Source organism: Yoonia sp. 67-2, assembly GCF_035117555.1.
Taxonomy (GTDB): Bacteria; Pseudomonadota; Alphaproteobacteria; order Rhodobacterales; family Rhodobacteraceae; genus Yoonia.
Genome location: NZ_JAYKPK010000004.1, coordinates 195,738 through 211,232, shown reverse-complemented (window position 1 = coordinate 211,232; position 15,495 = coordinate 195,738). Strand labels below are relative to the sequence as shown.

14 protein-coding genes are annotated in these 15,495 nt (G+C 62.6%); 8 read left to right on the top strand and 6 right to left on the bottom strand.

Features of this window, described 5'->3' with window-relative positions; translation table 11 throughout:
* Positions 1-3 precede the first annotated feature (3 nt).
* Positions 4-1,890 carry a polysaccharide biosynthesis tyrosine autokinase gene (locus tag VOY09_RS08585; RefSeq protein ID WP_322893921.1) on the top strand — a complete coding sequence of 629 codons (1,887 nt, stop codon included), beginning with the start codon at positions 4-6 and terminating at the stop codon, positions 1,888-1,890.
* On the opposite strand, the gene VOY09_RS08580 is transcribed toward VOY09_RS08585, so the two are convergent.
* Positions 1,881-3,482 carry a hypothetical protein gene (locus VOY09_RS08580; RefSeq protein ID WP_322893922.1) on the bottom strand — a complete coding sequence of 534 codons (1,602 nt, stop codon included), beginning with the start codon at positions 3,480-3,482 and terminating at the stop codon, positions 1,881-1,883. The two genes, VOY09_RS08585 and VOY09_RS08580, sit on opposite strands and share 10 nt — an antisense overlap.
* Before the next feature lie 3 nt (positions 3,483-3,485).
* Positions 3,486-3,743: a spike base protein, RCAP_Rcc01079 family gene (locus VOY09_RS08575; RefSeq protein WP_322893923.1), complete on the bottom strand. Its 258-nt coding sequence runs from the start codon at positions 3,741-3,743 to the stop codon at positions 3,486-3,488.
* A gap of 123 nt (positions 3,744-3,866) precedes the next feature.
* Here VOY09_RS08575 and VOY09_RS08570 point away from each other — a divergent pair, with 123 nt between their 5' ends.
* Positions 3,867-4,595: a metallophosphoesterase gene (locus tag VOY09_RS08570; RefSeq protein WP_322893924.1), complete on the top strand. Its 729-nt coding sequence runs from the start codon at positions 3,867-3,869 to the stop codon at positions 4,593-4,595.
* Between the two features lie 25 nt (positions 4,596-4,620).
* On the opposite strand, the gene VOY09_RS08565 is transcribed toward VOY09_RS08570, so the two are convergent.
* Positions 4,621-5,139: an NYN domain-containing protein gene (locus tag VOY09_RS08565; RefSeq protein WP_322893925.1), complete on the bottom strand. Its 519-nt coding sequence runs from the start codon at positions 5,137-5,139 to the stop codon at positions 4,621-4,623.
* Between the two features lie 169 nt (positions 5,140-5,308).
* Between VOY09_RS08565 and VOY09_RS08560 the strand changes: the two genes are divergently transcribed.
* The 6 genes from VOY09_RS08560 (at position 5,309) to VOY09_RS08535 (ending at position 12,322) form a co-directional block, all read left to right on the top strand.
* Positions 5,309-6,691, top strand: a complete 1,383-nt coding sequence (locus VOY09_RS08560) for an aspartate aminotransferase family protein (RefSeq protein WP_322893926.1) — start codon at positions 5,309-5,311, stop codon at positions 6,689-6,691.
* A gap of 4 nt (positions 6,692-6,695) precedes the next feature.
* A complete protein-coding gene (locus VOY09_RS08555) occupies positions 6,696-7,445 on the top strand; it encodes a TSUP family transporter (RefSeq protein WP_322894143.1) in 750 nt (249 codons plus the stop codon).
* A gap of 32 nt (positions 7,446-7,477) precedes the next feature.
* Positions 7,478-7,636 (top strand): hypothetical protein, encoded by a 159-nt coding sequence (locus VOY09_RS08550; protein ID WP_322893927.1) that lies wholly within the window; start codon positions 7,478-7,480, stop codon positions 7,634-7,636.
* Between the two features lie 20 nt (positions 7,637-7,656).
* The gene (locus tag VOY09_RS08545) at positions 7,657-10,482 is read left to right on the top strand and encodes a molybdopterin oxidoreductase family protein (RefSeq protein WP_322893928.1); all 2,826 of its coding nucleotides are present in this window, start codon (positions 7,657-7,659) and stop codon (positions 10,480-10,482) included.
* A gap of 206 nt (positions 10,483-10,688) precedes the next feature.
* The gene (locus VOY09_RS08540) at positions 10,689-11,450 is read left to right on the top strand and encodes a 4Fe-4S dicluster domain-containing protein (RefSeq protein WP_322893929.1); all 762 of its coding nucleotides are present in this window, start codon (positions 10,689-10,691) and stop codon (positions 11,448-11,450) included.
* On the top strand, positions 11,450-12,322 hold the full coding sequence (locus VOY09_RS08535) for a dimethyl sulfoxide reductase anchor subunit family protein (protein WP_322893930.1): 873 nt from the start codon (positions 11,450-11,452) through the stop codon (positions 12,320-12,322). Before VOY09_RS08540 ends, VOY09_RS08535 begins: the two co-directional genes overlap by 1 nt.
* A gap of 67 nt (positions 12,323-12,389) precedes the next feature.
* On the opposite strand, the gene VOY09_RS08530 is transcribed toward VOY09_RS08535, so the two are convergent.
* The 3 genes from VOY09_RS08530 to VOY09_RS08520 are packed head-to-tail and all read right to left on the bottom strand — an operon-like array spanning position 12,390 to position 15,484.
* Entirely contained in the window at positions 12,390-13,601 is a 1,212-nt protein-coding gene (locus VOY09_RS08530; RefSeq protein WP_322893931.1) for a threonine ammonia-lyase, read from the bottom strand.
* 26 nt (positions 13,602-13,627) lie between these two features.
* A complete protein-coding gene (locus VOY09_RS08525) occupies positions 13,628-14,686 on the bottom strand; it encodes a sn-glycerol-3-phosphate ABC transporter ATP-binding protein UgpC (RefSeq protein ID WP_322893932.1) in 1,059 nt (352 codons plus the stop codon).
* 3 nt (positions 14,687-14,689) lie between these two features.
* Positions 14,690-15,484 carry an IclR family transcriptional regulator gene (locus VOY09_RS08520; protein WP_322893933.1) on the bottom strand — a complete coding sequence of 265 codons (795 nt, stop codon included), beginning with the start codon at positions 15,482-15,484 and terminating at the stop codon, positions 14,690-14,692.
* Positions 15,485-15,495 lie beyond the last annotated feature (11 nt).

Sequence of the window (15,495 nt, the reverse complement as noted above, 5' to 3'; positions counted from 1 at the left end):
CCCATGCCCTCGCCCCCGATCACCGCTGTCGCGGAACTGGATACCGCGCCGCCTGTCGATCTGGCGCAGATGATCCGCGTGGTCTGGGCGGGCAAATGGCTGATCATCGTGCTGACCATGCTGGCGCTGGTTCTGGCGGGCTATTACAGTTTCACCATCGCCAGCCCGCGCTATGCCGCGATCAGCGTGATCGATATCGCCCCGGATATCGCCAGCCCCGGCACCGAGATCGAGGTTTTGCGCGCCACCGACACCTTGCAACAGGTCATCGACCGTTTGCACCTGCGCGATGACCCTGCCTTCAACCGCTATCTGACGCCGGTGCCGCTGCTGTCGATCACCGGCACCAGAACCGCCCTGCGCAACCTGCTGCAAGGCCGGTCCGATCCACCCCCCGATGCCGCCATGATCGCCAGCAAATTGGTGCAGAACCTGCGCGCGGCGCTGCATATTGAGAACCCGCGCGACAGCACCCTACTGCGGATCACCGTCACGACCGGCGATCCGCAGCAGGCGATCAGCATCGCCAATACGCTGGCGGCTGTCTATCTGGCCGATGGGCTGGCCCGCCAGCAGGCGAGGATGGACGCAGAGGTCGCATGGCTCACCACCCAATCGGGTGATCTGCATGCCCGGATCGCCACAATCGAGACCGCAATCCAAAATCTTATCACGCAGGAAGGGCTGCAAGACCCGACCCGCCAAGACAACCTCGCCCGTGACCTGCGCGAGGTGGAGGCGCTGCTTGCCACCGCCCAAGCCAGCCTGGCGCGCAGCACCGACCGCGCCAACCGCGCCCGGCTGACCCGCCAGATCACCGCGCTGGACGGCAGACGCACGACTCTTGCCACCCTTTTGCAGGCCTTGGGTGCCGCGCAGACCACCCTGGACAGTCTGCAGAACGACCTTGCGACCAACCGCAATGCGCAGACCAATCAGCAGGCGCAATTGCTGGCGCTGCAATCCGGCCAGACCAGCCCGCAAGCGCGCGTTCTGAACAAAGCGACCGCCGCGCAATATATCGGGCCGCAGAAAATCCTGCTGTTGCAGATTGCGGGGCTCGTCGGCGTTTTGGCCGGGCTGATGCTGGTGATCCTGCGCCACAGCCTGCGGCGCGGTTTCACCGATGCGCAGGACTTGCAGGATGCCACCGGCCTGCCGGTGCTGGCGCAATTGCCGCTGCTGCCATCGCGCCGGCCCGCGCATCTGCTCACCACCCTTGATACCAGCGGCCCCAGCGCCGCCACCGAAAGCTATCGCCACCTGCGCACAGCACTGATGCTGCAGGGCAGTGCTGCGCCGCAGGTGATCCTGTCGACCTCTGCCATCCCCGGTGAGGGCAAGACGACGCAAGCCATCGGGCTCGCGCATAGTTTTGCCGGTCTGGGTAAACGCGTGCTGCTGATCGACGCCGATCTGCGGCAGGGGGCTTTTGTGCGCTATTTCCACCTTGCCGGCAATGACGGGCTGGCCGCTGTCATCCTCGGCCATATCGGTCTGGCCGCAGCGACAGAACCAAGCGCCATCCCCGGTGTCGATCTGCTCGCCGGTGGCGCGCAGGATGAGGGCGGGGCAGAATTGCTGTTCAACCCCGCCCTGGCCGATGTCGTCAGGCAGGCCCGCGCGCATTACGATCTGATCGTGATCGACGCGCCCCCGGTGATGCCGGTCCCCGACACGCTGACGCTGGCGCGCCATGCTGATGCGGTGCTGTTTGCCCTGCGCTGGGATCACACACCGGCCCCGGTGCTGCGCGCCGCGCTCCAAAGGCTGACAGCCGCACAGGTGCCGGTCACCGGGCTGGTGCTGACGCAGGTCCACAGCCGCAAACAGGCGCAGCGCGGGGGGATCAGCTTTGTCCGCTATGGGCGCGGCTATTTTCACGCCTGATCCGCCGTGATCGCCAGCCGATGCGCGCTGGCAAAGCCGATCACATCGCCCGGCTGCATCACCATGCCGCCCGGAAATTGCGCCGCGATATAGGCTTTCGCGGTCCAATCCACGGGTCCCGCAGCGGCGCGCGCATCGATATTGGGGCGCAGGAAACTGGCCAGACCGGTGACCAGATTGCCCGATACATCCACCCGGCAGCCAAAGCGCAGCGCGCCGGTCAGGCCCGCACCCGCAAGGCCGAGTTTCGACACCGTGCCAAGGCTGATATCGGGCGGCATCCGACCGGCATAATCCGCCAGCGCGACAGGCGGGCCAACCGGGTGATGCAATGTCTCAAATGCAATCGCAGCACTTTCCCCGTCCCAATGCACCATGGGCAGCATCCCCAGATAGAACCAGTCAAACTGCAGCGCAGGCCCGGTCGCCGTGACCTGCACGTCATGGCGCAGAGCCCCCGGCGTGATCCGGCGCTGCAAGCGGCAATCGGCGATATCGTCCCTCCCGGCGTGCTGCCAGGTGGTTTGTTCAACGATGCCGATCCCGCCGCCCACATGCAGGCCGCTGCCATGGGTCACCGGCACGAAAGGCGCGCCATCCACCGTGACCTGCCGCGCGACCAGCGCTTCATTGCCATGGGTCTGGCCGCCGATTTCAGTCACCGCACCAGCCACGACGACGCGCGCGGCATATTCCCGCTCTGACGGGTAATCCACCGCCTGAAACTGCGGATAGGTCGGGCGGTTATCGGCGCGCCAGTCGATCCCGCCATCGCCCGCGATGCCAGTCAGATGGGTCGGCGGGGTGGTGCCGCTGACACCAGTGGCACGTGCGGCATAGAAGGTGCCCAGCCATTGCACCTCATCCCCCATCACATAGGGTTTCCCCGCCTGCCAGACCGGCGGCAGGATGCCATCGTCGGACAGATCCGCACTCAGCCCCACAGCCTCGATCATCAGGGTCGTGCCGCCGGGGCTGGCCGCACCGCCATGCGACAGGGTCACGACATGCGCGCCGGTCAGGCCGGTCGCGACCCGGACAGCGCGGCGGCGCTGCATGTCGCTCGCGCTATAGGTGCTGAAGGCCTTGAACCCCAAAGCCGCCGGATCATCAATCGCATTGACCAGCAGCTGCGCGCCGTCGATATCGACACGGGCATAGGCACCACTGCTGCGCCCGGTGAAATAGACCCAAAGGTCATAGGGCTTCGCCCGCTCCACCGCGATTGTCGCCACGGCCGCCAAAGACGACGAACTGACCGCGCGATTGCCGGTATAGCTGCCGCCCAGCCCCGAGCCAGAGGTCTGCAATTGCGCCCAGCCGGGTGACAATGTGAATGCCGCCACCGGATAGATCTTGCGCAAGGCGCAGGTCAGCGTCTCGCGCCAGGACAGCCTTGTGGTGGTATTGCCGCCGTCGAAACGCAGGCAGGCGGCGGTATCGCTGCCGGTTTCGGTCCAGATCGTCAGGCCGTTCTGCGGGCCTTGGGCGATGGCCACATGCGCGCCTTTGGGCGGCGCAAAGAACGCGGCCAAAGGATCAGGTGCGGGGCGGCTCGCCAGATAGGCGGGGGAAAGCTCTAATCCGATCATGGCTTAATACCACGCCACAAGCTGCGCCGTGGTGCCACTGGCCAGCACCCGCACCGGACGGATCGACAGGATCGCCCCTGCGGCCAGATCATAGCTGACGACCTGCCCGCCTTTGTCCTGCAGGACGGCGACACCGGCGCTTTGCACGAAAATCGCGCGCGGCCTGACCGGCAGATCCGCCGTGTCAGAGGGTGTGATGACATAATGCGCCACAGCGGGCGAGGTCAGGTTAACGTAATCGGAACTGAAAGGATCAGGCATTGGAAACTCCATATGTTTGCGAAGATCAGATTACCGCGCAATGATGAGGATCCGGTTGACCGACCGTGCGCAGGGTCGCGCAACGCTCTGGCCAAGCGCGGCGCGGCTGCGGTATGGAACGCCATGCCAGACCAAATGCCCCCCGCCCCCATGGATGCTTTCGCGGACGACCCCGTCGCGCCGGACAGCCCGTTCGTCGCCATCGGCGATGTGCATGGGCGGCGTGATCTGCTGGCCCCGCTGCTGGACCGTTTGCATCCGATGGGCGTGCCTGTCGTGCTGCTGGGCGATTACATCGACCACGGGCCAGACAGCGCGGGCGTGCTGCGCCTGTTGCAGGATCGCGCCGGGCAGATGGACCTGATCTGCCTGCGCGGCAACCATGAAGAGCTGCTGATCCGCTTTCTGCATCGCCCCCGGCGGACTGGCAGGACATGGCTGCGCTTTGGCGGGCGCGCAACGCTGGAAAGTTTCGGCATCCACGATCTGCCGGATGATCCCGGCCCGGATGATTACATCCGCGCCCGTGACGCCTTGATCGCGACCATCGGCGACAGCCTGACATGGATGAAATCCATGCCCTATTGGTGGCAGAGCGGCAATGTCGCGGCCTGCCATGCCGGGGCCGACCCGCATCAGCCGCTGGCCGATCAAATGGCCAAGGCGATGGTCTGGGGCCACCCGGATTTCGGGCAGGTGCCGCGCGCCGATGGGGTCTGGTGCGTGCATGGCCACCGGATCGTGCCACAGCTGCAGGTCCGCGACGGCGTGATTTCAATCGATACCGGCGCATGGAAAACCGGCCTGCTTTGCGCCGCCCTGATCGGCGATGGCGACATCCGGGCGTTATAGCGCCCGCAGCAGCGCGGGCCAAAGATCAGCGGACAGGCGCGACCTGCCCCCGCCAGACCAAAGCGCCGTCCCGAAACGTGCCGCGCAGCACGGCACCTTTGCGGTTCAGATGCGGGAATTGGACCCGCCAGTCGCGGAACTGGTCATTGCTGACCACCCGCAGCCCATGATCGGCGGCAAAGGCAAGGATCGATTGATCCGCGATCACCCCCTTGTCCACGACACAGACCTGCACCTGCGGCACGCCAATCGCGGCGGACATCGCCTTTTCGTCCATATAGCGATCCGACAGGATATAGCCCGCATTGGCGTCGAAAAACACGATGGGGGTATAACCTTGCACCTCCAGCGCGCGCAGCACACGGGCCAGCACCTTGACCGACGGCGCGCCTCCCCAATGCATCACATTGGACCCGTCCACGACGATGGCCTTGCGCGGCAGTTTCGCCTGTGCGGCACCCGGTGCCGCGCGCCTGCGCCGCAGCACGACCAGCACAACAAGGCCGATGGCGGCCGGCAGCAGCAATAAAAGATCGGTGATCATCAGTATGATTCTGTCGGGTTATTTTCCGAAATACAATCCGGCACGGCACGATATCTGCCTGCGTGCGATCTGGTCCTATTGAACCCGCCCCAAGACACGCCACACTGCACTACAATCATGCGCTGCTTGTCTCTGATTCGCGCGCCCATCCCAACAGACGGAGCCCCCCATGGACACCCTAAGTTTTGCCAATGACCCCGGCCATGTGATCGAGGCTGACCGCGCCCATGTCTGGCACCACCTGAGCCAGCACAAACCCTATGAAACCATCGATCCGCGCGTCATCGTCGAAGGGCGCGGTCTGCGGGTCTGGGATATCAAGGGCAAGGAACATATCGACAGCGTGTCTGGCGGTGTCTGGACCGTCAATATCGGCTATGGCCGCGAACGTATGGGCAAGGCGATTTCCGATGCCGTGACCAAGATGTGCTTCTTCGGCGGTTCGCTCGGCACCATCCCCGGCGCGCAATTCGCGGAAATGCTGACCGAGAAAATGCCGGGGCTGGACCGGGTTTATTATGCAAACTCCGGGTCAGAGGCGAATGAGAAGGCGTTCAAAATGGTCCGCCAGATCAGCCACAAACATTACGGCGGCAAGAAATACAAAATCCTCTATCGCGACCGCGATTACCATGGCACCACCATTGGCGCGCTCTCCGCCGGTGGGCAGGACGAACGCAATGCGCAATATGGCCCCTTTGCGCCCGGTTTCGTGCGGGTGCCGCATTGTCTGGAATATCGCTCTCAGGACGGCAGCGTCGGCGAAGAATACGCAGCAAAGGCCGCGCAAGCGATCGAGGATGTGATTTTGGCCGAAGGCGCTGACACCATAGGCGCGCTGTGTCTGGAACCGATCACCGCAGGCGGCGGCATCATCGTGCCGCCAAAGGGGTATTGGGAACGCGTGCAAGAACTGTGCCGCAAATACGACATCCTGCTGCATATTGATGAAGTTGTCTGCGGTCTGGGCCGCACTGGCGCATGGTTCGGCTATCAGCAATTCGGCGTCCAGCCTGATATCGTGACCATGGCGAAAGGTGTGGCCTCCGGCTATGCCGCGATTTCCTGCTGTGTGACGACCAATGCAGTGTTCGAGATGTTCAAGGATGACACTGACAAGCTGTCCTATTTCCGGGATATCTCGACTTTCGGCGGCTGCACCGCGGGGCCTGCGGCAGCCATTGAGAATATGAAGATCATCGAGGAAGAAGACCTGCTCGGCAATTCCACCGCCATGGGCGCGCATCTGAGCGGTAATCTGCACGCATTGATGGACAAGCATAAATGGATCGGCGACGTGCGCGGCATGGGGCTGTTTCAAGGGGCCGAACTTGTCGCGGATCGCGACAGCAAGGAACCCGTGGACGAAAAGAAAGTCGCCGCCATCGTCGCCGATTGCATGGCGCAGGGGATCATCATCGGGGCGACCAACCGCTCGCTGCCCGGTTTCAACAACACGCTGCTGTTTGCGCCCGCGCTGATCGCGACAAAGGACGACCTGAACCAGATCACCGAGGCTGTCGACCAGGCGATCACCCGCGTGTTGGGGTAAATCGCTGCCCTTGCCCTTTGACCTTGGCCCCGGCACGGCGGCGGCACTCGCCTGCGCCTTGCTGGGGGCCGCCTTCGTGCGGGGGTATTCGGGTTTTGGCTTTTCGGCGATCTTTATCGCCTTTGCCGCGCTGTTCACCAACCCGCTGCCGCTGATCCCGGTGGTCTTTGCCTGCGAAATCCTGATGACCGCGTTTCAGGGGCGCGGCATCCGCGGTGATATCGACTGGCGGCGGGTCCTGTGGCTGCTGCTGGGGGCGGCCATCGCCCTGCCATTCTCAGTCACCGTGATACTGTCAGTGGGAGAGGATACCGCGCGGATCACCATCTCGACCCTGATCCTGATCCTCGCCCTGATCCTGCTGTCGGGCTGGACCCTGCAAACCCGGATCGGCGCGCTGGGGCACGGCAGCGTCGGAATCGTCTCTGGCATGTGCAACAGCGCAGGGATCGGCGGCTTGCCGGTCGCGGCCTTCATGTCGGCGCAACCGATGCAGGCCGCGACCTTCCGCGCGACGATGATCGTCTATCTGACCGGACTGGACCTGATCACCCTGCCATTGCTCTGGATCGGCGGGCTGGTCACATGGGACACGGTGATTGCCGCAATCATCGCTTTCCCGCTGCTCGGCCTCGGCGTCTGGCTGGGCGGGCGGCGGTTTCTCGCGGCCTCGCCCACGGCCTTCCGCAGATCGGCGGTTTTGCTCTTGCTCATGCTCGCCACACTCGGTCTGATCCGCGCGATACTGACCTGACAGGCAGAGCGGCGGATGAGGATGGTGGCGCAATGCGCTTTACCGGCGGGATCGGCGAAAATGCCAGTGAAATCCGCGCCCGGATCATGGACCATCTGGCGTTTTTGGGTAATGTGCCCCTGCATGTGATCGCCGCTGACGAAGAACAGCAGATCGCGCGCGATGCGCTGTCGCTGATAGCGCAAGACTAAGCCCGAAAGGAACCCGCCTCATGTCGCTTGACCAGCCCGCGCTCGACACCTCGCCTGCCGTCTCGGACGAGGTGCGCAAGACGACCTGCTATATGTGCGCCTGCCGCTGCGGGATCAATGTGCATATGAAGGCGGGCAAAGTCGCCTATATCGAAGGCAACCGCGATCATCCGGTGAACAAAGGCGTGCTCTGCGCCAAAGGCTCTGCTGGCATCATGCAGCATAACGCGCCCTCGCGCCTGCGCGCGCCTTTGCGCCGTGTGGGGGAACGTGGGTCTGGTGAGTTCGAGGAAATCTCTTGGGAAGAGGCGCTGCAAACCGCGACCGACTGGCTTGCCCCGATCCGCGAAAAGCACCCCGAAAAGCTCGCGTTTTTCACGGGCCGCGACCAGTCACAATCCTTCACCAGCTTCTGGGCGCAGGGGTTCGGCACACCGAATTACGCAGCCCATGGCGGGTTCTGTTCGGTGAACATGGCGGCGGCGGGCATCTATACAATGGGCGGCGCGTTCTGGGAATTCGGCCAGCCCGACTGGGACCATACCAAGCTGTTCATGCTGTTCGGCGTGGCCGAGGACCACGACAGCAACCCGATCAAGATGGGCATCGGCAAGATCAAGGCGCGTGGTGCGCGGATGATCGGCGTGAACCCGATCCGCACCGGCTATAACGCTGTCGCGGATGACTGGGTCGGGATTACACCCGGCACCGACGGGCTGTTCATCCTCGCGCTGGTGCATTGCCTGATGCGCGCGGGTAAGGTCGATCTGGAGTATCTGGCGCATTTCACCAATGCCTCCGTCCTGATCAACGAAGACCCCAAATCCGATCAGTTCGGCCTGTTCCTGCGCGACGCCGCAGGCCAGCCGCAGGTGATCGACCGGCGCACCGGCGCGCTGGCTGCGTGGAACGGGCAAGGGGTGGAGCCCGACCTTGCCGCCACCCACCGCGCCGCTGGCATCACGCATCGCCCGGTGTTCCACCTGATGGCTGACCGCTATCTGGACGCCTCTTATGCGCCAGAGGCTGTCGCGGATCGCTGCGGCATCCCTGCCGCCCGTATCCGCGCGATTGCCGCAGACCTCGCGCGCGTGGCCTTTGATGAACCTGTCATTCTTGACCGCGCATGGACCGATTTCCGCGGCCAAAAGCACGACAAAATGATCGGCCGCCCGGTCAGTTTCCACGCGATGCGCGGCATCTCGGCCCATTCAAACGGCTTCCAGACCTGCCGCGCGCTGCATGTGCTCCAGATCATCCTCGGCGCTGTCGAAACCCCCGGCGGCATGCGGTTCAAACCGCCCTACCCCAAGCCCGCAACAGCGCATCCCAAACCACATGGCAAGGTCACCCCCGGTGCCGCGCTCGACGGCCCGCATCTGGGTTATGTCCACGGGCCAGAGGATTTGCTGCTGCATGATGACGGCACGCCAAAGCGCATAGACAAGGCGTTCTCATGGGAAAACCCGATGTCCGCGCATGGCTTGATGCATATGGTGATCAGCAACGCCCATGCGGGCGATCCCTATAAGATCGACACGCTCTTCATGTATATGGCGAATATGTCGTGGAATTCGTCAATGAATGTGGGCGGTGTGCACAAGATGCTGACCGACAAGGATGAAAACGGCGATTACGTCATCCCCCGCATCATCTATTCCGACGCCTATGCCTCCGAAATGGTCGCCTATGCCGATCTGATCCTGCCCGACACGACCTATCTGGAACGGCATGATTGCATCAGCCTGCTCGACCGCCCGATCTGCGAGGCTGACGCTGTCGCCGACGCGATCCGCTGGCCGGTGGTGGAACCCGACCGCGATGTGCGCGGGTTCCAGTCGGTGCTCTGTGATCTGGGCGCGCGGCTCGGCCTGCCGGGATTTGTGAATGACGATGGCAGCGCGAAATACAAAGATTACGCCGATTACATCACCAACCATATCCGCCGTCCCGGTATCGGGCCTTTGGCGGGCTTCCGTGATGCCGATGGCAAGGGCGAAGGGCGCGGCACCGCCAACCCTGACCAGCTCCAGACCTACATTGACAATGGCGGTTTCTGGCTCGCCCATGTCCCGGAAAACTGCGCCTATTACAAACCGTTCAGCGCCGAATATCAGGATTGGGCCGTCAAGATGGGCTTCTATGATGTCGCGCAACCCTATATCTTCCAGCTTTACGTCGAACCTTTGCGCAAATTTCAGGCCGCCGCCGAAGGCATCGGGTCGCGCCAACCGCCAGATCATCTGCGCGGCCAGATCAAGGCCACGATGGACCCGCTGCCGATCTGGTATCCGCCGTTCGAGGATGGCCATAGCGACCCGGTGGAATACCCGGTCCACGCCCTGACCCAACGGCCGATGGCGATGTATCATTCATGGGGCAGCCAGAACGCATGGCTGCGGCAGATCCACGGCCATAACCCGCTCTATGTGCCGACCAAGATCTGGGAGGCCAACGGCTTCAAAGACGGCGACTGGGCGCGCGTCACCTCGGCGCATGGCTCCATCACCGTGCCGGTCGCCCATCAAGCCGCCCTGAACGAAAACACGATCTGGACATGGAACGCCATCGGAAAACGCAAAGGCACCTGGGCGCTGGACAAAGACGCGCCAGAGGTCACCAAAGGTTTCCTGCTCAACCACCTGATCCATGAATTGCTGCCACCACGCGGCGACGGGCTGCGCTGGGCGAATTCCGATCCCGTCACAGGGCAGGCCGCTTGGTTCGATCTGCGCGTGAAGATTGAAAAATCAGGCACCCCGAATGAAGCACAGCCTGTGATGCCCGCGATAAAATCCCCCGTGCCGCCCGGCCCGAAAAACCTTGCATGGAAATCCGGCCAATGAGCAAACGACACATCATGGCTCTGATCGCCGCCTTCATCGTCGTCACCTTGGGCAGTTTCATCTGGTTCATCGCCACATGGGACCCCGCCGCCCGCGCCGCCATCGGACAGTAACACCATGCCCCCGCATCTTCCGAGCCTAAATATCCCCGCCGGAGGCCGCGTCTTTCGCCAGAAAGGCGCGATCCGCCAGTCAAGGCCAAGCACATGACCCAATTGCCCAAAAGCACCGATAAAAAACTCGGCCTTGTCATTGATCTGGACACCTGCGTCGGCTGCCATGCCTGCGTGATTTCCTGCAAAGGCTGGAACACCGAAAACTACGGTGCGCCTTTGTCTGATCAGAACGCCTATGGCGCCGACCCCTCCGGCACCTTCTTGAACCGCGTGCATTCCTATGAGGTCCAGCCAGACCAAGGCACCGCGCAACTGATCCATTTCCCCAAATCCTGCCTGCATTGCGAAGACGCGCCCTGCGTCACTGTCTGCCCCACAGGTGCCAGCTATAAACGGGTCGAGGACGGGATCGTGCTGGTCAATGAGAGCGATTGCATCGGTTGCAGCCTTTGCGCCTGGGCCTGCCCTTATGGTGCGCGCGAACTGGACGCCAAGGAAGGTGTGATGAAAAAATGCACCCTCTGCGTTGACCGTATCTATAATGAAAACCTGCCAGTCGAGGACCGCGAACCCGCCTGCGTGCGCACCTGCCCTGCGGGCGCGCGGCATTTCGGCGATCTGGGCGATCCGGATTCGGACGTGTCGCAACTGGTGGCCGACCGCGGCGGGTTCGATCTGATGCCGGAACAAGGCACCAAGCCGGTGAACAAATACCTGCCGCCCCGGCCCAAGGATGTGATGCCGGAATATGACGTGCTGGCCCCGTTTCTGGAACCTGTTGCCACCACTGGCACAGGTTTCGCGCATTGGCTGGACAAGGCCCTGTCCGCCCTGCCCGGAGGGGCGAAGTAATGCATCCCGCACCAAGCGTCATCGTTTTCACCACATTCTCTGGCCTCGGGTTCGGATTGCTGTTCTGGCTCGGCATCGGGGCGATCACCCCCACGGGCTGGATGGCGTTCATCTGGTTCGCCATCGCTTATCTCGCGGCGGTGGGCGGGCTGCTCGCCTCGACCTTTCACCTTGGCCGCCCCGAACGCGCGATCAAGGCATTCCGGCAATGGCAAACCAGCTGGCTGTCGCGCGAAGGCATCTGTGCAGTCGCCACTCTGCTGATCATGGCGATCTATGGCGCGGGATTGGTGTTCTTCGACACGCCCCTGCGGCCTTTCGGCTGGATCGGGGCTTTGGGCGCGCTGGGCACCGTCTTCACCACCTCGATGATCTATGCGCAGTTGAAGACCGTGCCGCGCTGGCGGCATTGGAGCACACCGGCGCTGTTCCTTGCCCTGTCCGTCGGCGGCGGGGCCTTGCTGGCAGGTCAGGTGACCGAGGCTTTGGTGCTGCTGACCCTCGCCGGGGCCGTGCAAATCTACACATGGATCACCGGCGACAGCCGTCTGGCGCAATCAGGTACCGATATGGCCAGCGCCACCGGGCTGGGCCATATCGGCAAAGTCCGCGCGTTCGAGCCGCCCCATACCGGCACCAATTACCTGATGCGCGAATTCATCCATGTCGTCGGGCGCAAACATGCGCGGGTTTTGCGGATCATCGCGCTCGGCATGGGTTTTGTATTGCCAATTGTGTTTTTGCTTTTGCCATTCAGCCATATCTGGGGTGGGCTGGCGCTGATCAGCCATATCGCCGGGGTGATCGTGCTGCGCTGGCTGTTCTTTGCGCAGGCAGAGCATGTGGTCGGGCTCTATTACGGCAAGCGCTGAGGGGGCGCTGCCCCCGCCCCGGACATGGTCCGGGGCCCCCCGGGATATTTTCACTCGGACGATGAGGTCAGAGGTCTTGTGCCGTCCGCACCGACAGGCCTGCATCGCGCAAAAGGTCAGTGATCGTATCGACATGGCGTTGGTCGCGGGCCTCGATGACGATTTCGAGTTCGGCTTTTTTCAGTGACACGCTTTGCATCATCCGCTGGTGGATGACTTCGATCACATTCGCCCCCGCCTCGCCGATGATGCGCGAGATATTGGCGAGCTGGCCGGGCGTGTCGTCAATCTCGAACACCAGCCGGGTGATCCGCCCGTCGCGCATCAAGCCGCGCAGGATCAGTGTGGACAGCAGGCGGGAATCGATATTGCCGCCGCAGATCACAAGGCCGACCTTTTGGCCCGCGAACTGTGCCAGATTGTTCTTGATCACGGCAAGGCCCGCCCCTGCGGCCCCTTCGGCGACCAGTTTTTCATGGCTGAGCAGGTCGAACACCGCATCTTCAATCTCGCTTTCGCTGGCGCTGTCGATCCGGTCGACATGGGTCTGCATGATCGCGATATTGGCAGGCGCGGGTTGCCGCACGGCGATGCCTTCGGCCAATGTGGCACCAGCAAAATGCGGCGCGAAACCTTCGATCTGGGCCTTCGCGGCGTCGAACAGATGCGCCTGCGCGCCGATGATCTGGATATCAGGGTTCACGGATTTCGCCGCAACCGCCATGCCTGCGATCAACCCGCCACCGCCGACGGGGATGACGATGCAATCCAGATCAGGCACCTGTTCCAGCATTTCGAGCGCCACGGTGCCTTGGCCCGCCGCGACCACCGGGTCATCGAATGGGTGGATGAAGGTCAGGCCCTTTTCCGCTGCCATATCAAAGGTGAATTGCACAGAGTCGTCAAAGCCTTTGCCGTGAATGACAACCTCGGCCCCCAGATCGGACGTGCGCTGGACTTTGTTGAACGGCGTGCCTTCGGGCATGACGATGGTGGAGGGGATGCCAAGGCGTGTCGCGTGATAGGCAAGCCCCTGCGCATGATTGCCTGCAGAGCAGGCGATCACGCCCGCCTTGCGCGCGGCAGCGTCCAGCGTCAGCAGCTTCGCCAAAGCGCCACGCGCCTTGAAGGCATTGGTATGCTGCAGGTTTTCCAGCTTGAGATAAAGATCGATGCCCAGAATATGCGACAGCCGGTTCGCCCTTATCGTGGGCGTGCGGATCGTGGCGGGGCTGATCGCCGCATAGGTTTCGGCGATTAGATCGGGGGTCAGCGTCATGGCAAATCTTTCCTGTCAAGGTCGCCTCAATGACGTATGCGCACCTCGGTCTTGGCATCAAACAGGTAAAGCCGGGATTTGTCGATAGTCACCCCAACACGCGCGCCCGCGACGGACCGGTCATCGCCACGTTCTTCGACCACGATCTTTTCGCCATTATCCGACACCAGATAGACGAAGGAGACACCGCCAAGGCTTTCCGTCATCTCGACGCTATGCGTGTCGCCCGCAGGATCGACCGCCAGATGTTCGGCGCGCATCCCGACGGTGACGTCACCGGCATAGGATGCGGGGATCACGCCATCGAAAGCCGCGCCCATGCTCGGGACTTGCAATGTCCCGTTCTGGGCCTGACCGCTGACGAAATTCATCGCGGGTGAGCCGATGAAGCCCGCGACGAATTTATTGTCGGGGTCGCGGTACAGTTCCATCGGCGCGCCGGCCTGTTCGATGCGGCCATCGCGAAGGACCACGATCTTGTCGGCCAAGGTCATCGCCTCGACCTGATCATGGGTGACATAGATCATCGTCGCGCCGATTTCCTTGTGCAGGCGCGCGATTTCGACCCGCATTTCGACGCGGAGTTCAGCATCAAGGTTCGACAGGGGTTCGTCGAACAAGAACACCTCTGGCCCGCGCACGATGGCGCGCCCGATGGAGACGCGCTGGCGCTGACCACCGGACAGGGCGGCGGGTTTGCGGTCGAGGTAAGGTTCGAGTTTGAGGATCCGTGTCGCCTCGGCCACTTTTTCAGTGATGACCTGTTTGGGGTGGCCGTTCATTTTCAGCCCGAAACCCATGTTATCACGCACCGTCATATGGGGGTAAAGCGCATAGGTCTGGAACACCATCGCCACGCCGCGCAAGGACGGGTCGAGTTTGGTGACATCACGGGCGCCAATCACGACATTGCCGCCAGTGGTTTCCTCCAGCCCCGCAACCATGCGCAGCAAGGTGGATTTGCCGCAGCCCGAAGGGCCGACGAAGACGCAGAATTCCCCATCCGCGATCTCCAGATCGATGCCGTGAATGACCTGCACATCGCCGTATTTCTTGACCACATTGTTCAGCGTGACACCTGACATCGCCTATCTCCTCGTCATTTCTTTTGTATCATGATCGGGAAAGCTCCAGTTCTGGGCGTCCCTTGCGATTTTTGCGGCTGTGTCCGACAGGATCGGCACGTAGGTTTCAAGGCCAGCCAGATTGGTCCGACCAGTGGTGCTGGTCACGGAGAGCGCGCCCAGGACACGGCCGGTATCGGACAGGATCGGCATCGCGATGCAGATGATGCCGGGTTCATGTTCTTCGCGGTCAAAGCCATAGCCATTGGCGCGGATCGCGGCCAGTTCATCGCGCAGGGTGCTGGCATCGGTCAGCGTTGTGGGCGTGAAACGGTGGAAACTTTGCTGGGCGATCACCGCATCCACGCGGGCGGGATCGGAAAAGGCGAGCATCACCTTGCCGACGCCAGTGCAATAGGCAGGGCCGACTTTGCCGGCCTGCGAAAACATCTGCACCGGGTTATTGGCGTTGCGTTTGTCGATATAGAGGACCTGCGCGTGATCCAATTGCGCCAGATGCACGGTTTCACCGACCGCAGCACTCAGCGCGTCGATATGGGGCCGCGCGATGGGGGCAAGGGTGGATTGTTCCCATGCCGCATGGGCCAGACGGACCAGACGGATGCCCGGGCTATAGGTCTGCCGTTCGGGATCATAGGCCAGCATATCCTGATTGGTCAGGGTCTGCAGAAAGCGGTAAAGTGTGGGTTTAGGGAAATCCGACTGTGCGAGCACTTCGCTGAACCGCACCGGGCGGCCAAAGGCTGCGACCTGATCCAGTACCTCCAATGCTTTGCCGACTGTGCCGTCGCCTGTCATGACTTCCCCCC